The sequence below is a fragment of the Haliea sp. E17 genome, from assembly GCF_048323675.1.
GTDB lineage: Bacteria > Pseudomonadota > Gammaproteobacteria > Pseudomonadales > Halieaceae > Mangrovimicrobium.
Window position 1 is genome coordinate 283,637 of sequence record NZ_JBLWFK010000006.1, and the last position, 22,778, is coordinate 306,414.

Consider the following 22,778-nt stretch of genomic DNA (forward strand, 5'->3'; position numbering starts at 1 on the left):
CTGCACAGGGACGTGCGCTTTTTGGCGTGTTCCAGCAGGCAGGTTCCGTTTCACGCTCGGCGGCAGAACCCACAGGCCAGAAAATCGAGCTGAGCCAAATTTCGCCGCACTGGTCAATTACTGGTAGAATCCGGCGCTTGATTTCGCCCCCTGCACCACCCTCACCGGGTCGGTGCCGGCACCCGATGGAACGTCTGACGACCCCTATCTCACGAGACGCACAACCCAAACATGGACCAGCAATACGACCCCAAGGCCCTGGAAGCCCAGGCCCAGCAACACTGGAATGACAGCGACAGCTTTGCTGTGGACGCCGATGCGTCCCGGGAAAAGTTCTACTGCCTGGCCATGTTCCCCTACCCCAGCGGCAAGCTGCACATGGGCCATGTGCGCAACTACACCATCACCGATGTGATCGCCCGCTACCAGCGCATGCTGGGCAAGAACGTGCTGCACCCGATGGGCTGGGACGCCTTCGGCCTGCCGGCGGAGAACGCCGCGATCCAGAACAGGACGGCGCCGGCGAAGTGGACCTACAGCAATATCGACTACATGAAGTCCCAGCTGAAAAGCCTGGGCTTCGGCTTTGACTGGAACCGCGAACTGGCCACCTGCCAGCCCAACTACTACAAGTGGGAGCAGTGGTTCTTCACCCGCCTCTACGAGAAGGGGTTGGTGTACAAGAAGATGGCCACGGTGAACTGGGACCCGGTGGACCAGACAGTGCTGGCCAACGAGCAGGTGGTCGATGGTCGCGGCTGGCGCTCGGGTGCGCTGGTGGAGCGCAAGGAGATTCCCCAGTGGTTCATCAAGATCACTGACTACGCCAACGAACTGCTCACCAGCCTCGACCAGTTGCCCGACTGGCCGGAGCAGGTGCGCACGATGCAGAAGAACTGGATCGGCAAGTCCCGCGGCGTGGAGATGACCTTCGACCTGGCCACGCCGGTGGACGGCCACGGCGCCTTCGACGTCTACACCACCCGGCCGGATACGCTGATGGGGGTCACCTATGTGAGCCTCGCGGCGGAGCACCCGATCAGCCTGGCGCTGGCGGCGGACAACGCCGCGCTGGCGTCATTTATCGAGGAGTGCAAGACCAACTCGGTGGCCGAGGCCGACATGGCGACCATGGAGAAAAAGGGCATGGACACCGGCCTGCGCGCGGTGCACCCGCTCACCGGCGAGGAAGTGCCGGTGTGGGTCGCCAACTACGTGCTGATGGACTACGGTTCCGGCGCGGTGATGGCGGTGCCGGCCCACGACGAGCGCGACTTCGCCTTCGCCAACAAGTACGGCCTGCGGATCCAGCAGGTGATCGCCAGCACGGACAACAAGGACGCTGCCTTCGATTCCGCCAACTGGCAGGAATGGTACGCCCGCAAGACCGACATCCAGCTGGTCAATTCCGGCGAGTTCGACAATCTCAACTTCAAGAAGGCCTTTGACGCCATCGCCAAAGCCCTGGCCGACAAGGGCAAGGGGGCGGTCAAGACCAACTTCCGCCTGCGCGACTGGGGGGTCTCCCGACAGCGTTACTGGGGCGCGCCGATACCCATGCTCAACCTGCCCGAAGGCGGCGAGATCCCGGTGCCCCTGGACAGGCTGCCGGTGCTGCTGCCGGAGGACGTGGTGATGGACGGCACCAGCAGCCCGATCAAGGCGGACCCGGAATGGCGCAAGGCGGACTGGTACGCCGCCGGCGCCGAGCACGAGACCGACACCTTCGACACCTTTATGGAGTCGAGCTGGTACTACGCCCGCTACACCTGCCCGGATTTCGCCGAGGGCATGCTGGATTCCGAGCGCGCCAACTACTGGCTGCCGGTGGACCAGTATGTGGGCGGTATCGAACACGCCATCCTGCACCTGCTCTACGCCCGCTTTTTCCACAAGCTGATGCGCGACGAGGGCCTGGTGAGCAGCGACGAGCCCTTCAAGCGCCTGCTCTGCCAGGGCATGGTGCTGGCCGACTCCTTCTACAAGCAGAACGCCGACGGCAGCAAGAGCTGGTTCAACCCGGCGGACGTACTGCTGGAGCGCGACGACAAGGGCAAGGTGGTCAGCGCCTCGCACCCCGAGGCGGGCGCGCTGGAAATGGGCGGCATGACCAAGATGTCCAAGTCCAAGAACAATGGCATCGACCCGCAGACCGCGGTCGACCAGTACGGCGCCGACACCGTGCGCCTGTTCACCATGTTCGCCGCGCCGCCGGAACAGACCCTGGAGTGGTCCGACTCCGGCGTCGAGGGCGCCAGCCGCTTCCTGCGCCGGCTGTGGAAACTGGCCGCGGGGCTGGTAGCCGCCGGGCCGGTAGCCGCGCTGGATACCGCGGCACTGGACGGCCCGCAGAAGGACGCCCGGCGCAAGATCCACGAGACCATCGCCAAGGTCAGCGACGACTACGGCCGCCGCCAGACCTTCAACACCGCCATCGCCGCGGTGATGGAGCTGAGCAACGAACTCGGCCGCCTCGACGCCAGCGAACAGGGCCGCGCGGTGCTGGCGGAAGGCCTGCGTGCGGTGGTGCTGATGCTCAACCCGATCGTGCCGCACATCTGCCACGCCCTTTGGGCGCAGCTCGGCGGCGCGGGCGATGTCCTCGACGCGCCCTGGCCCGCAGTGGATGAAAGCGCCCTGGTGCGCGACAGCCTGGAAGTGGTGGTGCAGGTTAACGGCAAGGTGCGGGCGAAGATGGACGTGCCCGCGGATGCCGACAAGGCCGCCCTGGAAGCTGCCGCCCTGGCCCAGGACAACGTCCAGCGCTTCATCGACGGCGCCACGGTCCGCAAGGTGATTGTGGTGCCGGGCAAATTGGTTAATATTGTCGCCAACTGACCTGACCGGGATTCCCATGCTGCGCCACACCGCTACCGCCACCCTGCTGTTCCTCACCCTGTTCCTGGGGGCCTGCGGCTTCCACCTGCGCGGCACCGGCGAGGGCATCACGGTCGCCGACGAGTGGCGTTCCATGTACCTCGACACCGGCAACCCCAACAGCGAGTTCAGCCGCGAGATCAGGGCGCGCTTCGCCGCCAACGGCATCGTCTGGGCGGACAAGCGCGAGGACGCCAACTACACGTTAATCCTCGGCCCCGAGCGTTTCAGCCAGAAGAACCTGTCGCTCAACGCCGAGGCCCGGGCCGCGGAGTTCGAACTGACCCTGGCCTCCACATTCTCGGTGCGCGACGACAAGGGTAAGCAGGTGATGCCCAACGCCAACGCCAGCGTGCTCAAGCAGATGGAAAACGACCCGCGCAACGTGGTGGGCAAGGCGGAGGAAATCCGTATCCTGCGCGCGGAAATGCGCACCGAGCTGGCCCAGCAGATCATGCGCCGGATCGCCTTCTTCGCGGCCAGCCAGGACGCCTGATGCGCCTCTACCCGGAAAAGCTTTCCGGACACCTGCAACAACAACTGCTGCCCGTCTACCTGATCAGCGGGGAAGAACCCCTGCTGGTCCAGGAGTGCTGCGACGCCGTGCGCGCGGCCGCCCGCGCCGCCGGCTGCACCGAACGCGAAATCATCGACACCGACACCAATGGCTTCGACTGGAACCAGTTGCCCGCGAGCGCCGCGGGCATGTCGCTGTTCGGCGACCGCAAGCTGGTGGAACTGCGCCTGCCCAGCGGCAAGCCGGGCGCCGAGGGCAGCAAGGCGCTGCTCGAATACCTCGAAGTAAGCAGCGGCAGCGAGGACATCCTGCTGGTCGTCGCCGGCAAGATCGACCGCCAGTCCACCAACAGCAAGTGGTACAAGGCGCTGGACGGCGCCGGCGCGACCATCCAGGTATGGCCGGTGAAGGCCCAGGAACTGCCCCGCTGGCTGCAACAGCGCCTGCACGCCGCCGGCCTCGAGATCGACCGGGACGCGCTGCAACTGCTCAGCGACCGGGTGGAGGGCAACCTGCTGGCCGCGGTGCAGGAGGTGGAGAAGCTGAAACTGCTGGCCGAGGACGGCCGGGTTAGCGCCAGCACTGTCACCGGGGCGGTCTCCGACAACGCCCGCTACAACATTTTCGACATGGCCGACCGCGCCCTCGCCGGCGATGCCGCCAGCAGCGTTAAGATGCTGCGCGGCCTGCGCGCCGAGGGCACCGAGGCCACCGTCGCCCTGTGGTCCCTGCTCAAGGACATCCGCACCCTGCAGCAGGCCCGCAGCGCGGTCGACAAGGGCCAGCGTCCGCAGCAGGCACTGTCCGACCTGCGGGTGTTCCAGAACCGCCTGGGCCTGATGCAGTCGGCGCTGGAGCGCCACAACCGCGGCTCCCTGATCCGCCTGCTGAGCCAGGCCGCCGCGGCGGATGGCGCCATCAAGGGCGCCGGCGGCGGCAAGCCCTGGGACCAGCTGGAAAACCTGGCGCTGGCGCTCGCCCGCCGCGGCTGAGCGATATCTGCCACCCCAGGGGCTTTTCTCCTGGGTCACGCCCCAAGCCACATCCATACAACCCCTTCAACGGCCGGGGCTGAACACTGGCTCATGTGGCTCCCGCACCGTTTCACACCCTACCTGTGGCGCAAGATTCCAACTGAACCGGCATCTTTTCCACCTGTCGCCTTATCAGGCAGGCCCCCCGGCTTTCTGCACTTTTTCGCTTGCCTTATCCATACAGCCCAACTACTGTACATACATACACTGTTCAAGCATACAGCTAACGCGGTTTTACAAAACAGACGAGGTAAGGCCATGAACGAAGCACTGCAAGAAATCATCGGTCGCCGGGACACCTGGCGCGGCATCCTGCCCGGCCATTCCGCCAACAGCGCACGCCACTGGCACGAGGACACCCTGCCCACCGGCTACAGCACCCTGAACGCCCAGCTGCAGCACGGCGGCTGGCCCCTGGACAGCACCATCGAGATGCTCAGCGACGGCTGCGGCCTCGGCGCCATGGGCCTGTTCCTGCCGGCCATGCAGAGCCTCAGCGCCGAGGGGCGCTGGCAGGTCTTTATCGCCCCGCCCTTCATCCCCTATGCCCCCCTGCTCAAGGCCCGCGGTATCGACACCGGGCAGATTCTCCTGGTCCACCCGAAGAACCGCGAGGACCTGCTCTGGGCCACCGAACAGGCCCTGCGCAGCAGCACGTCCAGCGCCGTGTTCAGCTGGCTGGGGGCGGGTGATTACAGCTACGGGGAACTGCGCAAGCTGCAACTGGCCGCCGCCGGCGGCGACAGCCTCGCCGTCCTGTTCCGCGCCAACCAGGCCGCCAGCAACAGCGCCCCCGCTGGCCTGCGCCTGCAGATGCGCGCCTACCGCCAGGTCCATATCCTGAAACAGCGCGGCGGCAACCAGCAGGTGGATGTCGACCTGCCCCCGGCGGAGGACATCCCCGAGCAGCCGCAGCTGTGGGAACTGCCCGCCGTTCCGGTCGAGAGCCCCCGGGTACAACTCTCCTTCGCCTGATTGCCCCCAGCGAACCCGGGGCTGTCACGGTACTGGCGGAATTTGCAGCCGCCGGCCCGGCACCCCCGCCAACCCCGCCCCGGCTCCCGACGCTCAACCGCGGGGCCGGCTCGCGGGCATCACGCCTGGATGGCGAAATCGCCCCGACTAACCCGCCCCCCTCCTAGTCCACGGCAATTTGCTGAAGTTTTCCGCTTAGATCATTTGATGGATGCCACCCGCAGCCATTTTTCCGAAAATGCACCGCACATCCCAATGGAACGCAGGCCGCGACCGCTGGTGTGAACACACCCACCGCGACAGCCCGGCAGCCCGGCAGCCATCAGCTGGCATGCGTCAATCTGCACATTAGTAATAACGATAGAGCGGAGCAGAGCCCGATGAATTCCAAGCAGCCATTACTGACAGACGATATCGACAAACTGGTCAAGTTGCCGGTTGACGCCTACATCTCCGAGGCCTACGCCAGGGATGAGAAGGACAGCCTGTGGAAAAAGACCTGGCAGGTCGCCTGCAGGGAGGAGGAAATCCCGCGCGTCGGCAACTACTACACCTACGAAATCCTCGACCAGTCGGTCATCGTGGTCCGCTCGGGGGAAGACGAAATCTCCGCCTACTACAACGCCTGCCAGCACCGCGGCCGGCAGCTGACCGAGGGCTGCGGGCACGCCGGGCGCTTCCATTGCAAATATCACGGCTGGCAATGGCACCTGAACGGCGAGATCGCCAGCATCTATGAGCGGGAGGACTGGGGTGACGCCCTCAGGGATGAGGATGTGCGCCTGCCACGGCTCAAGGTCGGCCGCTGGGGCGGCTTCGTCTTCATCAACTTCGACCCCGATTGCGAATCGCTGGAATCCTTCCTGGAAACAGTGCCTTTTTATCTCGACCAGTTCGAAATCGGCAAAATGCGCTACAAGTGGCGCAAGTGGACCCGCGTGGCCTGCAACTGGAAAGTGGGCATCGAGGCATTCAACGAGGGCTACCACGCCCGCACTACCCACCCCATGCTCTCGCGCTGGGGCGGCGCGGTCGTATGGAGCGGCGCCCAGGGCCGCCACAGCAACCTCGGGCACCTCGGCGGCAGCGGCGGCATCGGCACCAACATCGGCGACAGGGACAAGGTCGATCCCCGGGAGATCGCGCTGGGCGTGGCGCAGCAGATGAAGGAAGTCTGCAACGCGAACACCACCGACACGATTATCGAGGCTGCCCGACAGGCCCGCGACACCCTGCCGCCAACCGCAACGGCCCTGGAAGTCAGCGCGACAGTGATGCAGATCGCCCGCAAGATCGACCGCGAACGCGGCGTGGAATGGCCCGTCATCGACCCCGAGAAATACCTGCTGGCGGGGATCAACTGGAACATCTTCCCCAATACCATCATCCTGCCCAACGCCACGTTCTGCATGGGCTTCCGTATTCGCCCCGATGGCTACAACCCGGACAGTTGCATATTCGAGGTGTTCAACCTCGAACGCTTCCCCGCGGGCCAGGAACCGGAGGTAGACAACGTCTACCTCGAGGAACTGACCAGTGAGCACTGGGGCCTGTTGCTGTCCCAGGACTTCGGCAATATGCCTTTTGTGCAGAAGGGCCTGAAGTCCGACGGGCTGTCCTCCATCAAGCCCAACCCCTTCTGGGAGCTTTCGGTGATCAACTTCCGCAGGGCACTCGCCGAATACATGGGCTACGGCGGTCCCGAACCCCTGCATGAAGAATAGCCATGGCCGGCGCCGGCCGTCCGATCCGGCCCTCCCGGGCCGGCTGCCGGTAACTGTTTCCCTTGCACAGGCTCCGCGAAAGAGTAAAGTTTCCCCAGGAATTCACGGGGCCGTACCCGGGTGATCGCATCACTATCACCCGGAGTCGACAGGCCGGGGAGCGGGGAGACTTGCGGATGTCAGCCAGCCTTGAGCGGGTCATACTGGAGCTGTACGGGAGCCTGATCGAAACCCCGCCCTGGGAGTCCTTCCTGAAAATCCTCGAGGACTACTTCGAGTGCCGCAGCTGCGCCCTGCTGCTGCGTACGCCAAACCGCGGCGATGCGGGGCTCCTCGTCTCCGAGACCCGCGGCCTGACCGGATCATCCCTGATGATCGAGGCATTCCACGATTCCCCTTTTCTCCACCTGCCCGACCAGCAGACCTATATATTGAGCCGGATGATGCCGGCGGAGGAATTCAGGAAAAAGCACAAGCGGCACTACGAGTACAACCAGCGTCTCGGCACGATCGACATCCTGGCGCTCAACCTCACCCACCAACAATCCGGGATGTCGTTCCGCTTCCGCATCCTGCGCTCCGAAGGATCCGAGCCCTTTGGCGACCGGGAACTGGAGGCGATGGAGAAGCTGCTGCCCCACCTGAACATCGCAACGGGCATCTATGCGCGGCTGGTGCAGCAGCAACAGCAGATCTGCATCTCCGATGAAACCTCGACCCGGCTCGGGCTGGGCATGGTCGTGCTGCGCCGCGATGGCCAGGTAGTCACCCTCAACCCGGCGGCGGAATCGATCCTGAAATCCGCCAGGGACCTGTACGTGCAGGGCGGCCAGCTGCACTGCGCGCACCGGAAGGATTCGGAGAAACTGGCCGAGGGCCTGCGACTGCTGGCGGGCGATTGCGCGGCGGACGCGGAATACAGTTTCCGGATCACCGCCAGCGATGGCAACTCCAGCTGGCTGCTGACGCTGCAGCGCAACGAGATACCGCAGGAGTTCCGCGACGACCAGTCGGACACCATTTCCGTGCTGATCCGCAATTCACGCCAGAGAACCACTATCACCCCGGAACAACTGGAGCAGTTACTCGACCTGACGCCCGCCGAGGCGCTGCTCGCCGCGCGGCTTGTCCAGGGGGACAGCCTGGTCGAGGCCGCCGAGACCCTGGGGCGTTCGCGCTCGACCGTGCGCGCGCAACTGGCCGCCATTTTCGCCAAGACCGGTGTTCATAAGCAGCACCAGCTGATCAGCCATATCATGCAGGTCGGCAGCGAGCTGTGGCTCTAGGCTGCGCTAGAAGCCGATATCCAGGGTCGGCGAATTGAACCCACTGTTGACCACCTGTGAAGCGCTGGCCAGGGTGTTCGCATCCAGCCCCGCCAGGTAGCCGTCGATCAGGCGCTGGTAGTTGCTGATCATACCCTCGCCAGGCAGGCCGTCTCCGCCGCATGCGCGGTTTGTCTCATGGCTCGTCTCCCTCGCGGTAAAGTGACCGCAGCGGATACTGCCGTTGCGCTCAACCGGCCTCGCTCAGCGGAATCCGGCGGCAGTGGTATTCGGCGAGATTGATGTCCGCTGTGTACTGCCGGTAGACGGCCAGGCGCCAGGGTGAGTTCAGGATCACCCGGCCCGCCTTGTTCTTGTACCAGCTGGTCACGCCGGGATGGGACCAGACCAGGTGCCGGTGCTCCTCATCGACCTTCGCGTTGTAGGCCTCATAGGGTTCGCGCCTGACTTCCAGTTCATCCCAGTCGTTTTCCAGCATTTCGCGCAGCGCCTCACAGACGTAGCGGACCTGGCATTCACTGTGGAAGAAGGCGCTGCCGCCGTGGGCCAGGTTGGTGTTGGGACCGTACAGGACAAAAAAGTTGGGAAAGTCCGGTACGGTGATGCCCAGGTGCGCCCGCGGGTTGTCATCGCCCCAGCGCTCGCGCAGGGTAACACCGCTGCGCCCCCTGATCTCCATTGGGCCGAGCATGCGATGGGCTTCGAAGCCGGTGGCCAGCACGATCACATCCGCCTCGATCTTGCGCCCGTCGACCACGACCCCGTCCGGCTCGATGCGCTCGACCCCCGCATTGATCAACTCGACTTCCGGGCGGCAGAGCATCCGGTACCAGTTGTTGTCGCGCAGCATGCGCTTGCCGAAGGGCGGGTAGTCCGGAATGGTCTTTCCCAGCAGGTCGGTGCGCTCGCCGACCTCCGACTTCGCATAGGCGATGAGTTCCTCGCGCATGCTGGCGTTTTCGGCGTTCAGGGAATGTTGCGGATCGCTCCACGCGGGGTCGATCTTGAGGGTGTCGTAGAAGCCGTCCGAGGCGGCCCAGAAAAGCCCGAAGCGGAACCAGTCGAGGTAATAGGGAATGTTCCTGGTCGCCCAGGTCACGGCCTCGGGCACCTGTTCGTGGTACATCGGGTGCTTGATGATCCAGTGCTTCGAGCGCTGCACAATGGTCAGTGACCCCACCTCGTCGACAATCGCCGGGCCGACCTGGATGCCGGTGGCGCCCGTGCCGATCATCACCACCTTTTTGCCCTTCAGGTCGACGCTGTGATCCCAGCGCGCAGTGTGGAACATCGGGCCCTCGAAGCTTTCCAGGCCGGGGAAGCGGGGAATCGCCGGGCGGTTGAGCGCACCCACCGCACTGACGAAGGCCCTGGCCTCCAGCAGTTCCTCCGCCCCGTCCGCCTTGCGGCAGTGGACCGCCCAGCTACAGGAGTCCTCCCGGTACTCGGCACTGACAATCTCCTCGTTGAAGCGGATATGCTCGCGGAGACCGAACTCGTCTGCAATACGCTCGAGATAGGCCTGTATTTCCGCGCCCTTGCTGAAAAACTCGGGCCAGTCCGGGTTCGGCATCAGCGAGAACGAATAGAAATGGCAGGGGGTATCCACACCGATGCCCGGGTAGGAGTTTTCGTACCAGGTGCCGCCGAGATTGGCGTTTTTCTCGATGATCGTGAACGGAATCCCGGCCTGCTTCAGCCGTACACCCATGACCAGGCCGGAGAAACCGGCCCCCGCGATGACCACCTCGAACTCCTGTTTGCGCCTGGCCGGGACTTCCTTGCGCCAGCTGACGGCCCGGTAGTCCCGCCCGCCGAAACAGGTTTCCTCGAAGAAGATCGGCACGTACATGTCCGGAACCTCGGCGCCGCAGGCGGCGTTCATCATTGCCTTGAGTTCGGCGGTCGGGGGGTCCTGGTGCACCACGCCACCGCGCTCGGCGAGGCCCTCGATCGCCTCCACCAGGCCGCTTCGAATCTGCGCCTGCAACTCCTGGGGAATGTCCTGCTGGTAATCCCAGCCGCCGTGGACGTAGGGACGCACCTTGTCCAGGTAGCTTTTGTCGCCGGTCAGGTGAACGTAACTCATCAACAGGGGCACGATATGCGCCCCTGCCACGTTTTTCCTCAGAGCGACGGGGTCCGCCGCGGCCCTGCCCAGCTGTTCGTTGATGTCGTTGTTCATGGAATTGCTACTCCCTGTCGACCACTGCCTGTAAGCGCCTTATTCGAAGATCCCGCTATCATTGCGGGGATTGGCAAGTACTATGGATCACATTATAACTGACGAATAGTCATTTTTTAAATAATCGACAATAAATTGATCTAGCGCAATAAATCAAATTAATAGCCTATTATTCACCAATTAACAGAGATACCCAGGCCATACCTGAACTCATTTACTGAATAGGCGTCAGCTATATAAATACCAATCCAGCCCTACCCCTCCGCAAAAGCCACCATTCAGGCGACGCTGCTGGCCCCGCCACCACTGCCCGCGATACAGGCGGCGGTCTCCCTGGCAGATTGCCCGTCGTAGCCCACAGCCACCACACGGGCTCCCGCGGTGGCCAGGACCAGGGCGATGCTGCGCCCGATACCGGCTCCCGCCCCGGTTACCAGCGCGGTCTTTCCGCCAAGTTCCAGTGGCGAGCCTGCGGGCGGTGAAGGGACGGGCAGGGTCATGACAACTCCTGAGTGTCGGGTTGGGCTGGGGTGGCGGCGCGCTGGTGACGCCGGGCCGATGGGTGTCAGCGGCCGGACCTGCGCGTAAAACCGCGAAGAAAAAACCGGGTTTGCCGGGAAAACCGGGCAAACCCGGAAGCCTGCCAGGGCGGCAGGTCCTGGATGAAGCGTTACAGCTCGAGGTCCGCACGCAGGCCCCAGGTCACCGGGGGCCCATAGGAGACACCGCTCGCCAGGGGCGTCTCCAGCAGACTCTGCAGCACGTCCTCATCCGTCAGGTTGTTGCCCCAGAGCGCCATGCGCAGCCGGGGGAATGCCGCCGGGGTAAACGACAATTCGGCATCGACGGTGGTGTAGGAATCCTGCGCGATCGACCCGGTGAGCTCCAGGTTATAGCCGTCGTTGTAATAGGCCGCGGCGAAAAAGCCGAACTCTCCCAGCCCGGTATTCACCGAGTAGCTGGCGTTGATGAATCCGGTGTATTCCGGAGCCCTGATCAGGTCGCTGTCGCTGGCGTCAAAATCCACGGTGACGTTACCGCCGAGGGGCGACCACCGGTAGGCGGTAGCACCCGGGAACGAGTCGTAGGAGGCATCCAGGTAGGACAGGCCGGCCATGAACGTCAGGCCGGGAATTGCCTGCCACGTGGCGTTGAATTCACCCCCGGTCATGCTCGCCTCGGCGGCGTTGTCGTAGATATAGTTGGGCGCCTCGTACCGGGCCACCTGGAGGTCCTGGTACTCGTAGTAGAACAGCGCTGCCGACAGGCTGAGCGTGTCGCCCACTTCGCCCTTGTAGCCCACCTCATAGGCGGTAATCTCTTCGGGCTCCACCGGCGGCTCCTCGGCAGCGGCCACGCTGAGGTAACCGCTCTTGAACCCCTCACTGTAACTCGCGTACAGGTTGGCGTCGTCCGAAATGGCGTAGGTCAGCGTCGCCCTGGGCGTGAACTGGCTGAACGAGGCGGTGTTGTAGGGTGAGTCGACAACCACGGATGATCGGGTGTCCGGCCAGTTCGACGCCACATCCTGCTTCTCCTCGCTGTAGCGGCCGCCCACGGTAAGCTGCCAGCGCTCTGCCAGGTCATAGGTGACTTCGGCGTAGGCGGCATAGATTTCCTTCTCGATATAGCCCCAGGTGTACTGGATCGGGGTCAGCAGCGCCTCGCTCTCGCTGACCGCCGGGGCCGGCCCCGGGTTGAAGGCATAGGTGAAGGTGTTGGGGACGTATTCTTCCTTGCCCTGCATGTAAAACAGGCCGCCGCTGAATTGCCAGTTGCCGAACTGCTCGGAGACGAAGTTCAGTTCCTGCACGAAGAACTCCTGCTCCAGCTCCACCGTGACATTGGCCATGTGGAAAAAGGAGTAGTCGACGTCCACCGCCATCGCCACATCGGACTCGGTGTAGGAGGTGGTACTGCTCAGGGTGCCGAAATCCAGGTCGAATTCGGCGAGCAGGCTGCTTCCCCAGGTGCTGTTGTCGGTATCCACCTTCCGGCTGGTCGAGGTTTCATCCCAGTCCGGCTCGGGCACGTCGTATCCCGGGGGCAGCGCGGCGGCGGCCAGGTAGCCCACCGAGCGGTTGTCGTAAGCCAGCCCGCTGTAGGGACTGCTGTCCTTGCGCTCCGCGCTGTAGCCCGACAGCGTAAGCTCGATCCTGTCCGTGGGCTGGAACAGCAACTTGCCGCGAACCAGCGACGAGCGCAGCCCCTTGTCCTCACCGCCGTAGACCAGGTCGTCGCGGAAGCCATCGCGGTCATGACTGGAGACGGCGACGCTGACCGCCAGGGCGTCGGCAAGCGGCGTGGTGTAGTAGCCGTTGATATTGACGTCGTTGTAATTGCCATAGCCGGCGCTGAGCCGCCCGCCGGATTCCTCCAGGCTGGGAGAGACCGTCGTGATGATAATCGCGCCGCCGGTCGCGTTCTGGCCGTACAGGGTGCCCTGCGGGCCCTTCAGTACCTGCACCTGCTCCGCGTCCGGCAAGTCCATCATTTGCCCGGGCTGCGAGGGCATATAGACGCCGTCCAGGTACAGGGCCACGTTGGAGCTGTCGCCGGCGCTGGAACCCTGGGAGGACACCCCGCGCAGCGAGGGCTGCATGAAGCCGCCGTTATAGACCATTTCCAGTCCGGGTGTGACCCGCACCAGGTCCTGTGTCGAGGTGATACCCGAGCGCAGCAGTTCCTCGGAGGACAGCGCGGTAATCGAGATCGGCACGTCGACAAGACGCTCCTCGCGGCGCTGCGCCGTCACCAGGACGGTTTCCAGTACGCCCTGGCTGGCGGCGGGTTCCGACACCGGGGATGTGTCCTGGCCCGCCACCATGCCGCTGTAGGTGCCGGCGGCGATGCCCGTGACCAGTATCGTGTTCAGGGTAGGTTTGATGCGCATGTTATTCTCCAACTCCAGGTGATTATTATCTGTTTACAGCCTGTCCTTGCCCCGGCGCCAGCCACCGATGTGGGGTGCTGACACCGGGGCGCGGACGATTACCCACCGCCCCTCACGAGGCGCCCGGGATACCTGCCGGTATGCTTGCCATTGCGATAGGTCACTTCGCCAGACACGATGGTCGCGTCGTAGCCATCCGCCTGCTGCGCCAGTCGGCGCCCCCCGGCGGGGAGATCAAAGGCGGTACGCGGTGCGTACAGGCGCAGGCTGTTCATGTCGATGACGTTCAGGTCGGCTTTCCGGCCGATCTCGATACGCCCGCGGTCATCCAGGCCGACGGCGGCGGCCGGGTCGGCGGCCAGTTTTTTTATCGCCAGGGGCAGCGGCACGTTCTTGGCGGCATCGGCATGGTTGACCCAGTGGGTGAGGAAATAGGTCGGGTAGGCGGCGTCGCAGACCATGGAGTAATGCGCCCCCCCGTCGCCGAGCCCCAGCACCGTGTGCTCGGCGTGCAGCAGCAATTCGCCAACGCCCTCGAAACGGTCTCCGTCGCGGTTGGCTGAAGGGCGGTACAACAGCGCATGACCGTCGTCCTTCAACAGTTCGTCGTAGATCACTTCCATCGGGTCCAGGCCTGCCTGCCTGGCCCGGCTGGCGATACTGTCTTCCATCGCCGGGTGATAGTTGGGCGGATCGCCCAGCGGGAACAGCCAGTTGGTGTCCTCGACGACCGTCCTGAAATAATCGTGGGGATCGTCGGCCTGTTCGGAGAGCAGGCGCTGGCGCATCCGCGGATCGCGCATGGCGGCGACTTTTTCCGCCAAAGGAAGCTGCTCCAGTTCGCGGAAGCTGGGGTGGAAGGCGAAGGGATGCAGCGACACATCGAGCCCGACAAGAATCCCCACCGGCCGCGGGATAACCTGGCCCTGCACCGCGTTGCCATTCGCGTTCAGGGTCTTCAATCCCGCCAGCACCTCGCGCCAGGCCTCCGGCTGGTCCGCGCTCTTCAACAGGGAGAAGGTCAGCGGGCGCGCGCAGGTCTCGGCGATCCGGGTGAGGAAGGCAATCTGCTCCGGGGCGGTCTGCCGGGCGTCGCACAACAGCTCGAAAACGCCGCTACCGGCCTCCCGCAAACCTTCGGCCAGCGCCAGCACTTCGCGCTCATCCACAGTGACGGACGGCGCCAGGCGGCCGTCGCGAAAGCGGTGGGCCATGTTGCGGGTAGTCGACACGCCGATGGCGCCGGCCCGGATCGCCTCGGTGGTGAGTTCCCGCATCCGCGCCAGTTCCTGGTCGGTGGCCGGCTCACCGCGCGCGCCCGATTCGCCCATTACATAGACCCGCAGCGGGTTGTGCGGCAGTTGCGCGGCAAAGTCGATATCGGCGCGGCGCTGGTCGAGCGCATCCATGTACTCGGGAAAGGTTTCCCAGTTCCAGGGAATCCCCTCGAGCATGGTCTCCATCGGCACATCCTCGACGCCCTCCATCAGCTGCATGACCAGTTCGTGCTGGTCGGGCGCCACCGGTGCAAAGCCCACCCCGCAGTTACCCATGACGACAGTGGTGACGCCGTGACCGGAGGAGGGTTTCAGGGTGTTTTCCCAGGTAATCTGGCCGTCGTAATGGGTGTGGATGTCGACGAAGCCGGGGGTGACGATACGGTCCCGCGCGTCCAGTTCTTCCCGGCCGCGGCCAGCGACCTGCCCTATCGCCACGATCCTGCCGTCGCGCACGGCGACGTCCGCGGTAAACGGCTCGCCGCCGGAGCCGTCACAGACCAGCCCGCCGCGGACCACCAGGTCAAAATTATTATCAGTCATGTTCATTGCACACTCTGTCCCCTGCCGCTGCCCGGCAGGTAAAAGTTTTATATTTCGATTTTTTCCAGTTCCCCGGTTTCCCAGCGCAAACGCCGCCCCAACTTGTAGTCGCCGCTGATCGTGGTGCGGTACATCACGCGCTCCTCGTCGACGGGTATCCCGGTGGCGCAATGCAACACGCGCCAGTTGTCCCAGAGCACCATGTCGCCCGGTTGCCAGGCGTGGTAATAGGCATAGTCCTCGCTGGCGCAGTAACTGGCGACCTCGGTGAGCAGTGCCTCACCCTCCGGCCCCCCGAGTTCATAGATGCCCTGTGCGAAGCCGGGCGAGAAATTCAACACCTTGCGACCGCTTTCCTTCTGCACATAGACCAGCGGGTGCAGCACCAGGGGGCGCTGGTACACCCGCTTGATAATCTCGTTGAAGGATCTCGCGCCGCGGATGAACCGCACCTGCCTGAAACCGGCAAAGCGGGAGTTCGCCAGGTTGATATCCGGGGAATAGACCACGTGCAAGTCCGCGATCCGGTGGCGGAGTTCTTCCGGCAGGCGCTCGTAGGCCAGGATCTGGTCGAGGAATCCGGTTTTACCGCCGTGCTGCGAAAGCTGCTTCGGGCGCAGTACGCCGCCGCGATTGATCGCATCGGTGTAGATCAGGTCGGTGTGCCAGGGCACCCAGCCGCCGAGACACTCGCCGTCGACCTCGTAGCAGGTGCCGTTGTCGGGAAAGTACTTGATCTCCACCAGTTCCGGATGGTTTTCCACCCAGGTCTCCGGGTAGGGAAAATGCTCCAGTTCGCCGATGCACTTGCTGATTTCCAGCTGCATCTCGTGCGTGTCCTCACCGCGGAAATAGATCACCCCCGCCTGCACCAGCAGCGCGTTGACCGCCGACCGGACGGCCTGGTCTTCGAGGTGTTCGCGGTTCAGGCCGCGGACCTCGGCGCCAAAGGGCAGGTCCGGCTTGAGGGGTACCAGCTCGACACCGTCCAGTTGAGCGAGGATATTCATTGTCAGGTCTTTTCTCCGTGAGACTTCACCTGCCGTCCAGGCGGATAGCCACACCCGATGTTGTTAATTATTCCCCGGTGCTTACGGCCTTGCCGACGGACCGGGCTGTCGGAATGTGGGCGCAGTGTTGCAAATGGCCCCGCGGGTCACATCGGCCAAATGATCTACGCCGGAAAAATCCCTCGCCGCGAGTCCATGGGGGGGGCCGTGCTGCGCACATCCGCCGCCAGCAGGGGAGCGCTCCCCCCTCTCACCGCCGGGCCAGCGGCCTCTCACGAATGCTATGCTTTGCGGCACTTATGGCGGTGGCAGGTGTCGGAGGTCCATGTGAACGGCGACGAATGGCTGACTGAATACGGTGTTACCATCGGCGTGGGCGCCCTGATCCTGCTGATGGTTTACATTGTCTGGGATCTCGCCCGGCGCAGCCGCGCCGGCAAGTTCGGTACCCTGATCCTGTACATTGCCCTGGCCATGGGCGTGCTCGGGTTCGTCGTGAAGGTCGTAATTACCCTGGTCATGGAAGCGGAGGGCGTAGGATGAACAACATAAAACTGCAGATCGGCGATATCACTGGCGCGCAAGTCGACGCCATCATCAATGCCGCCAACGAGGTCATGCTCGGCGGCGGGGGCGTGGACGGCGCCATCCACCGGGCCGCGGGCCCCGAGCTGAAGGCGGCCTGCCAGGAGGTTCCCGCCATCGACGGCATCCGCTGCCCCACCGGCGAAGCGCGCATCACTCCCGCCGGGAAACTGCCGGCGAATTACGTCATCCACACGGTCGGCCCGGTCTTCAGGCAGTCCAGCCAGCCGGCCATCCTGCTCGCCGCCGCCTACCGCAACAGCCTGCGCCTGGCCCTGGAGCATGACTGCAGAACCGTAGCCGCCCCGGCGGTATCCTGCGGGGTATACGGCTATCCCGTCGACCAGGCCGCGCGCATCGCCCTCGATACCTGCGCCGCCTCCGAGTTCGCCCCGCTGGAGATCACCTTCTACCTTTTCGACCAGGGCGTGTTCGATATCTGGGACACCGCCTACCGCCAGCGCCCCTGAGCCACGGCGCCGGGCCTGGCCCGGCGCTTGATACCCCCCACCGCCCTCGCGCGCTTTCGCGGCGCTGGACAAGCCGCGCCCAATCACAAATACTGTATATATGAACAGTATAATGGCCGCAATATCCCCCGCAAACCGGGCCTCCCGGGCAGGCCCGCCGTGAGCCTGTGGCTGTGCCTGCGCTTCGAGCGACTGCCCCTGGAATGCCTGAGCCACGCGGAAGACCGCGCGGTCATCGTGCTGGAACGGCAGCGGGTGCTGCGCGCCAACGACTACGCCGCGGCCCTGGGGATTCGCGCGGGCATGGGCGTGGCCACGCTGCGCGCAATGGCGGGCGATGAGCCCTGCCAGCTGCTGGAGCGGGATCGCGAGGCCGAGGCCCGCAGCCTGCAGCGCCTGTGCTGCTGGGCCTACAGCATCACCCCCAGCCTGTTCAGCTACCGGGAGGACTGCCTGCAACTGGAGATCAGCGGCTGCCTGGCCCTGTTCCGGGGACTGTCCCCCCTGCTCGCGGAGGCGGCCAGCGGCATCGCCAGCCGCGGTTTCCAGGCCCACCGCGCCCTCGCACCCACGCCCACCGCCGCCTGGCTGCTCTCCCACGCGGACGAAAGCGTCGCCATGGACAGCGGCGCGGCGCTGCCACAACGGCTGGCGGGGCTGCCGCTGGCGCTGCTGGAGGATTTCAGCACTACCGTGGACGCCCTGCGCCGCGCGGGACTGCACAGCTTCGGCGATATCCTCGCCCTGCCGCCCGCCGCGCTGGGGCGTCGCTGCGGCGCCGAATTCCGCGACTTCCTGCAGCGGGCACTGGGCCAGAGGGAGGACCGGCGGGCCGACTACCAGCCGCCCCCGGCCTTCAGCGACGAATACTGGTTCGGCTACGAGGTGCGCGCCAACGGCGAGCTGAACCCGGCACTGCAACTACTGCTGCAGTCCCTGTGCCGCTTCCTGCGCAACACCCAGCTGCAGACCGGGGAAATCCAGTGGCAGCTGCTGGGCGTCGACCGCTCCCTGCGCGAGATCCGGGTGCGCAGCAGCTGCCGCCACAGCGACTGGGAAAACTGGTACCAGCTCACCCGCGTCCGCATCGAGCGCCTGGCCCTCAGCACCGGGGTGGAGGGCATCACCCTGAACTGCAGCGAACTGCACAGCGGCGAACTGGAGCACAGCGACCTGTTCGCCCCGCGCAAGCAACGCGAGCCGCTGGCGGGCCTGCTGGACCGCCTGCGCAACCGCCTCGGCCTGCAGGCGGTGGAAACCATCGGCTGCCGCGACGAGCACCTGCCGGAATGCGCCCTGCACGTCGGCAACGCCCGGCCCGCCGACGCCCCGGTGGACGACTGCGCCCAGCGCCCTTTCTGGCTGCTGCCCAGCCCCCAGCCCCTGGGCGAGCACCGCGAGCGCCTGCGCTGGCAGGGCAGGCTGCAACTGCTGTACGGACCGGAGCGCATCGAGGACAACTGGTGGCTGGAACCGGTCAGCCGGGATTACTACATCGCCCGGGGGGAGCAGGGCCAGTATTACTGGGTATTTCGCGATCGGCTGGCCCGCGGGTGGTTTATACATGGTATCTTTGCCTGAAGCCGGGATCGTTCAGGTGGCCACACCTGGAACAGCGTTGCGCAGCCTGAATTCAGGCAGGAATCCGAGGAGTGGATGGCTCCCAAGCCGGGATAGCCGCAACCGGCACAAACAACCCGGCAACCAACAAGAACCTCAGGTTAGAATGCGCTTTCTAACCCGATACACGAAAATAGGCCTGTGCCCGCAACCCAGGTAGCAAGACCGCAATGGAAATGAGAAAACTGCTGGTGGTCCACGACCCCAACCGGGAAGAACAACCGGCGCTGGAGATAGCCGCCAGGATCGCCGGGGATATCGGCGCCCGCATACTGCTGTTCGGCTGCATCCACAGCGAAGTCTCCGGGGCCGAATACGAGAACGAGGAAGTCAAGCGCCTGCTGCGGGAGCACAAGGCCCGCCTGGACGCCCTGCTGGAGCCGGTCGCGGCAATGGGCGTCGAGGTCAGCTCGGAAGTGGACTGGGACAAGGACTGGCACCACGCCATCGTGCGCGCCGCGGCCCGGGATTTTGCCGACATCGTGTTCAAGACCTCGCTGCGCAACCCGCGCCGGCGCGTGTTGAAGTTCACCGGGGATTCCATCCTGATCCGCGAGTGCCTGTGCCCGGTACTGCTGATCAAGCGGGCGGAGCAGCGGGAGACCTCTACCATCCTCGCCGCCATCGACATCAAGGCGAAGAACCCTAACTACCAGAAACTGAACCAGCACGTGATCGAGTTCAGCCGCCGGGTGGTCGCCACCCTGCAGGCGGACGTACACATCGTCAACGCCTTCCCGGATTTCCGCCTGGTGCCGGACCGCGCCGAGATCGTGGAGCAGACCGGGGTGCCCAGCGACCATGTGCACATCAAGCTGGGCGCGCCGGACAAGGTGATTGTCGACGTGGCGAAGAACATCGATGCCAGCCTGGTGGTGGTGGGCAACTCCCACCGCTCGGGCCTGGCGGCCCTGCTGCACGGCAACACCGCGGAGAAAATCCTCGGCAAACTGCAGTGCAATGTCCTCGCCATGCCCTAGCCAGGAGCTACAGGTAACAGCGGGACAAGAGCCACCATCCACCAAGCAGCCGTCGCGCCCCCTGCACACTGGCGGGGACTTCAATCCCCGCCGGCTGCAACGGCACAACACAACCATAAGAGCCAGACAACATGACTGAACCACAATGGGTCCCCGGGGACGAATCGGGCCTGCAGATTCCGGCCAGCGTCAGTGCATTGAGGGAAGGGGGCGCTGAGTTCCTCACCACTGCGTTTCACGCCTCCGGCGCACTGGCGGCGAGCAACCGGGTGGTCCGGGTCACCCAGGCCGAGGAGTGCTTCGGCGGCGGCACCGGCAGCAAGATGCTGCTGGCCGTAGCATACGAACACCCGCAGGAAGACCTGCCGGAACAGCTGTTCGTTAAGTTCTCGCGCAATTTCGACGACCCCAGCCGGGACCGCAGCCGCCACCTGATGGTCTCGGAAATCCAGTTCGCCGCGCTGTCGCGCACCCCGGGTTTTCCCATCCGCGTGGCGCAGTGCATGTTCGCCGATTTCTACGCGGAGACCGGCACCGGCCTGATCATTACCGAACGGGTGCCCTTCGACACCCAGGGCAACGAGCCGGCCTACGCCAAGTGCCTGGACTACACCGTGCCCGAGCCACTGGAACACTACCGGGCGATCGTCCGCGCGCTGGCCCGGCTTTCCGGCAGCTACAAGGCGGGCAGCCTGCACCCGGGCTTCTACCAGCGCTTCCCCTACGACGCGGAAACCAGCATTGCCCGGGAAAAATTCATCTACGACGCCGCGCAGACCGAGCGCCGCGCCCTGCGGGTCTGCGAGTTCATCACCCGCTACCCGCAACTGTTCCCGGACAACCTGCGCGATCCCGCCTTCCTCGCCCGCTTCCCCGCCGAGGCGCTGGCCTTCCACGCCCGCGGCGACGCCGTGCGCCGGCTGATCTTCAGCGAGATGGACCTGATCTCCCTGTGCCACTGGAATGCCAATATCGACAACGCCTGGTTCTGGCGCAACGGGGAGGGTGAGCTCGAGTGCGGTCTTCTCGACTGGGGCCACGTGGGCCAGATGAGCGTGGCGCAGACCATCTACGGCGGCTTCAGCGGCGCGGAAAATGACCTCTGGGACGACCACCTGGAGGATATCGTGGCGACCTTCGCCGACGAATACGCGCGCTGTGGCGGCCCGCAACTCGACCCGGTCCAGTTACAGGAGCACGTACTGCTGATGACCGGCTGGATGGGCATCGCCTACCTGATGGACTACCCATCGGTACTGGAAAAGCGGGTGGAGAATCTGGCCGGCGTCAGCGACTACCGGGATGCGCCGATTCGCGACAACGAGGACGCGCGAGTGCCGCTGCACATGCTCAGCATGTTCCTCAACCAGTGGCAGACCCGGGATATCGGCGGCCTCGCCGAGCGCCTGCTGGACGCCCATAGCCCCACTGCCCGCAGCGCCTGACGCGGGCATCGCCAGCGCGGGGAAAGCCCGCTCAGGTTTCCATGGACCTGGCGAACAGGACCACCAGCAGCATCAACAACGCCAGCGCCGCATAGGCGCCGGCCCGCCAGGGCTGGCGCCTGTCACCGGCCGGTTCCCAGGCCAGGCGCGCCGCCATCGCCGCCTGCAGCATGTAGTAGAACGCGAACACCCGCGAGGCCAGCGCGACCACCTCGAAGATATTGCTGACCCACATCAGCAGCACCGCGAGAACGGCGATCACCAGGTAACTGAGATGGGCCGGGACACGCTGGTGCGACTCCCGTTCCACCACCCCGCCCGCGCCGATGGTGTCGGCAATCGCCGCGCTGAACTGGCTCATCGCCGCCGCGACCACCAGCATCAGCGGCAGGACCGGGGTTATGCGCGCGGACAGGCCGATGATCGCGGTTTCCTGCGGCGGCTCCCCGGCCAGCGGTCCCATCAGCGGCATCGCCAGGGCGACAAAGGCGACATAGATCACCCCTGCCAGCACCTGCGCCAGCAGCATGGAACGCACCCGCAGGTCTGCCGCATAGCTGTTGCCGAGGTAGCGCGAGGTCTCGAAGCCCTGCACGATCAGCAACATCCCGCCCAGTTCCCGCAGGCTCAGCCACCAGTCGGTCCCCGGTTCAGGTAAAGCAGACAGGTCGTAGCCGTTGCGCACGTCGAAATGCACCATGCCGACCAGCAGCGCCGCGATGATCGACAGCTTGATGGTGACGGAATATTCCTCCAGCCGCTCCAGCCCCGAAAGGCCCCGGCGCAGGCCGTACAGGCCGATAAAAGCCAGCACCAGGGTGGCCAGCAGGTCCGCATTGAAGGGCGTGTACAGGTGGATTCCGCTGAGGACAAAACCGCTCATCAGGCGGATGTAGAAGGTGATGGACACGATGAAGGCGGCGGCCAGGGACAGGTCCGAGGTGTGCGCGAGCACCCGCATGACAGTGTCGGCGGGCGGCCTGTCGTGGCGAATGATGAAGCGCAGCGCGTCACCCAGGCACAGGGACAACAGGACGATCGCGGTGATGGCGAGCACGGAAAAAGGTCCGGCAATGCCCGCCAGCAGCGGCACCACCACCAGGAAGCCACTGCCGATGATCGACGCCAGCGGCGTCACCGTGGCGCGCCAGAAGGGCGCATCGCGCACCCCGCGCTGCAACATCAGCAGCACGATCACTGTGGCGAGCGCCACCAGTGCGCCATCGAACAGGGAAAAATCGGCTGTCGCCATCACCTCCACCAGGGTCGGGCCGCGGCGCTGAACCCAGGCCACCACCCTGTCATCATACCCGCAAACCACGGTACTCGTGCGCATTCGCGATGGTGCTTTTGGTTA

At 64.8% G+C, this 22,778-nt stretch carries 18 protein-coding genes; 11 read left to right on the plus strand and 7 right to left on the minus strand.

Features of this window, described 5'->3' with window-relative positions; genetic code table 11:
- The first annotated feature begins 231 nt into the window (after positions 1-231).
- The 6 genes from leuS (at position 232) to ACNKU3_RS17330 (ending at position 8,413) form a co-directional block, all read left to right on the plus strand.
- On the plus strand, positions 232-2,838 hold the full coding sequence (gene leuS / locus ACNKU3_RS17305; RefSeq protein WP_418260803.1) for a leucine--tRNA ligase: 2,607 nt from the start codon (positions 232-234) through the stop codon (positions 2,836-2,838).
- Positions 2,825-3,373 (plus strand): LPS assembly lipoprotein LptE, encoded by a 549-nt coding sequence (gene lptE / locus ACNKU3_RS17310; RefSeq protein ID WP_418260804.1) that lies wholly within the window; start codon positions 2,825-2,827, stop codon positions 3,371-3,373. The genes leuS and lptE overlap by 14 nt, the downstream gene beginning before the upstream one ends.
- A complete protein-coding gene (gene holA / locus ACNKU3_RS17315; protein WP_418260805.1) occupies positions 3,373-4,386 on the plus strand; it encodes a DNA polymerase III subunit delta in 1,014 nt (337 codons plus the stop codon). The genes lptE and holA overlap by 1 nt, the downstream gene beginning before the upstream one ends.
- A gap of 300 nt (positions 4,387-4,686) precedes the next feature.
- Positions 4,687-5,403, plus strand: coding sequence for a translesion DNA synthesis-associated protein ImuA (gene imuA, locus ACNKU3_RS17320; protein WP_418260806.1), 717 nt, complete (start codon positions 4,687-4,689; stop codon positions 5,401-5,403).
- 380 nt (positions 5,404-5,783) lie between these two features.
- Positions 5,784-7,127, plus strand: coding sequence for an aromatic ring-hydroxylating oxygenase subunit alpha (locus ACNKU3_RS17325; protein ID WP_418260807.1), 1,344 nt, complete (start codon positions 5,784-5,786; stop codon positions 7,125-7,127).
- A gap of 176 nt (positions 7,128-7,303) precedes the next feature.
- Complete coding sequence (locus tag ACNKU3_RS17330) at positions 7,304-8,413, plus strand: helix-turn-helix transcriptional regulator (protein ID WP_418260808.1); 1,110 nt, start codon at positions 7,304-7,306, stop codon at positions 8,411-8,413.
- A 6-nt stretch (positions 8,414-8,419) separates the two neighbouring features.
- On the opposite strand, the gene ACNKU3_RS17335 is transcribed toward ACNKU3_RS17330, so the two are convergent.
- From ACNKU3_RS17335 to ACNKU3_RS17360, 6 genes are all read right to left on the minus strand, one after another.
- The gene (locus tag ACNKU3_RS17335; protein WP_418260809.1) at positions 8,420-8,545 is read right to left on the minus strand and encodes a hypothetical protein; all 126 of its coding nucleotides are present in this window, start codon (positions 8,543-8,545) and stop codon (positions 8,420-8,422) included.
- Between the two features lie 97 nt (positions 8,546-8,642).
- On the minus strand, positions 8,643-10,598 hold the full coding sequence (locus ACNKU3_RS17340; protein ID WP_418260810.1) for an NAD(P)-binding domain-containing protein: 1,956 nt from the start codon (positions 10,596-10,598) through the stop codon (positions 8,643-8,645).
- Between the two features lie 278 nt (positions 10,599-10,876).
- Positions 10,877-11,098 (minus strand): SDR family NAD(P)-dependent oxidoreductase, encoded by a 222-nt coding sequence (locus ACNKU3_RS17345; RefSeq protein ID WP_418260811.1) that lies wholly within the window; start codon positions 11,096-11,098, stop codon positions 10,877-10,879.
- Positions 11,099-11,268: 170 nt separating this feature from the next.
- Positions 11,269-13,491: a TonB-dependent receptor gene (locus tag ACNKU3_RS17350; protein ID WP_418260812.1), complete on the minus strand. Its 2,223-nt coding sequence runs from the start codon at positions 13,489-13,491 to the stop codon at positions 11,269-11,271.
- A 98-nt stretch (positions 13,492-13,589) separates the two neighbouring features.
- The gene (locus ACNKU3_RS17355; RefSeq protein ID WP_418260813.1) at positions 13,590-15,311 is read right to left on the minus strand and encodes an N-acyl-D-amino-acid deacylase family protein; all 1,722 of its coding nucleotides are present in this window, start codon (positions 15,309-15,311) and stop codon (positions 13,590-13,592) included.
- A gap of 47 nt (positions 15,312-15,358) precedes the next feature.
- Positions 15,359-16,321 (minus strand): TauD/TfdA dioxygenase family protein, encoded by a 963-nt coding sequence (locus ACNKU3_RS17360; protein ID WP_418260814.1) that lies wholly within the window; start codon positions 16,319-16,321, stop codon positions 15,359-15,361.
- 327 nt (positions 16,322-16,648) lie between these two features.
- Between ACNKU3_RS17360 and ACNKU3_RS17365 the strand changes: the two genes are divergently transcribed.
- From ACNKU3_RS17365 to ACNKU3_RS17385, 5 genes are all read left to right on the plus strand, one after another.
- Positions 16,649-16,864: a DUF2788 domain-containing protein gene (locus ACNKU3_RS17365; protein ID WP_418260815.1), complete on the plus strand. Its 216-nt coding sequence runs from the start codon at positions 16,649-16,651 to the stop codon at positions 16,862-16,864.
- On the plus strand, positions 16,861-17,376 hold the full coding sequence (locus tag ACNKU3_RS17370; RefSeq protein ID WP_418260816.1) for an O-acetyl-ADP-ribose deacetylase: 516 nt from the start codon (positions 16,861-16,863) through the stop codon (positions 17,374-17,376). Before ACNKU3_RS17365 ends, ACNKU3_RS17370 begins: the two co-directional genes overlap by 4 nt.
- Positions 17,377-17,535: 159 nt before the next feature.
- Positions 17,536-18,957 carry a Y-family DNA polymerase gene (locus tag ACNKU3_RS17375; RefSeq protein WP_418260817.1) on the plus strand — a complete coding sequence of 474 codons (1,422 nt, stop codon included), beginning with the start codon at positions 17,536-17,538 and terminating at the stop codon, positions 18,955-18,957.
- A 209-nt stretch (positions 18,958-19,166) separates the two neighbouring features.
- Positions 19,167-19,976, plus strand: a complete 810-nt coding sequence (locus tag ACNKU3_RS17380) for a universal stress protein (RefSeq protein ID WP_418260819.1) — start codon at positions 19,167-19,169, stop codon at positions 19,974-19,976.
- A gap of 131 nt (positions 19,977-20,107) precedes the next feature.
- A complete protein-coding gene (locus ACNKU3_RS17385; protein WP_418260821.1) occupies positions 20,108-21,421 on the plus strand; it encodes a hypothetical protein in 1,314 nt (437 codons plus the stop codon).
- A 31-nt stretch (positions 21,422-21,452) separates the two neighbouring features.
- Here ACNKU3_RS17385 and ACNKU3_RS17390 read toward each other — a convergent pair whose 3' ends face one another.
- Complete coding sequence (locus ACNKU3_RS17390) at positions 21,453-22,757, minus strand: hypothetical protein (protein ID WP_418260823.1); 1,305 nt, start codon at positions 22,755-22,757, stop codon at positions 21,453-21,455.
- Positions 22,758-22,778 lie beyond the last annotated feature (21 nt).

Coding starts and splice junctions, on each gene's coding strand:
- ACNKU3_RS17330 (WP_418260808.1), top strand. CDS start 7,304: ATGTCAGCCAGCCTTGAGCGGGTCATACTGGAGCTGTACGGGAGCCTG.
- ACNKU3_RS17325 (WP_418260807.1), top strand. CDS start 5,784: ATGAATTCCAAGCAGCCATTACTGACAGACGATATCGACAAACTGGTC.
- ACNKU3_RS17350 (WP_418260812.1), bottom strand. CDS start 13,491: ATGCGCATCAAACCTACCCTGAACACGATACTGGTCACGGGCATCGCC.
- ACNKU3_RS17385 (WP_418260821.1), top strand. CDS start 20,108: ATGACTGAACCACAATGGGTCCCCGGGGACGAATCGGGCCTGCAGATT.
- ACNKU3_RS17380 (WP_418260819.1), top strand. CDS start 19,167: ATGGAAATGAGAAAACTGCTGGTGGTCCACGACCCCAACCGGGAAGAA.
- holA (WP_418260805.1), top strand. CDS start 3,373: ATGCGCCTCTACCCGGAAAAGCTTTCCGGACACCTGCAACAACAACTG.
- ACNKU3_RS17345 (WP_418260811.1), bottom strand. CDS start 11,098: ATGACCCTGCCCGTCCCTTCACCGCCCGCAGGCTCGCCACTGGAACTT.
- ACNKU3_RS17390 (WP_418260823.1), bottom strand. CDS start 22,757: ATGCGCACGAGTACCGTGGTTTGCGGGTATGATGACAGGGTGGTGGCC.
- ACNKU3_RS17340 (WP_418260810.1), bottom strand. CDS start 10,598: ATGAACAACGACATCAACGAACAGCTGGGCAGGGCCGCGGCGGACCCC.
- ACNKU3_RS17335 (WP_418260809.1), bottom strand. CDS start 8,545: ATGATCAGCAACTACCAGCGCCTGATCGACGGCTACCTGGCGGGGCTG.
- ACNKU3_RS17370 (WP_418260816.1), top strand. CDS start 16,861: ATGAACAACATAAAACTGCAGATCGGCGATATCACTGGCGCGCAAGTC.
- leuS (WP_418260803.1), top strand. CDS start 232: ATGGACCAGCAATACGACCCCAAGGCCCTGGAAGCCCAGGCCCAGCAA.
- imuA (WP_418260806.1), top strand. CDS start 4,687: ATGAACGAAGCACTGCAAGAAATCATCGGTCGCCGGGACACCTGGCGC.
- ACNKU3_RS17360 (WP_418260814.1), bottom strand. CDS start 16,321: ATGAATATCCTCGCTCAACTGGACGGTGTCGAGCTGGTACCCCTCAAG.
- ACNKU3_RS17355 (WP_418260813.1), bottom strand. CDS start 15,311: ATGACTGATAATAATTTTGACCTGGTGGTCCGCGGCGGGCTGGTCTGT.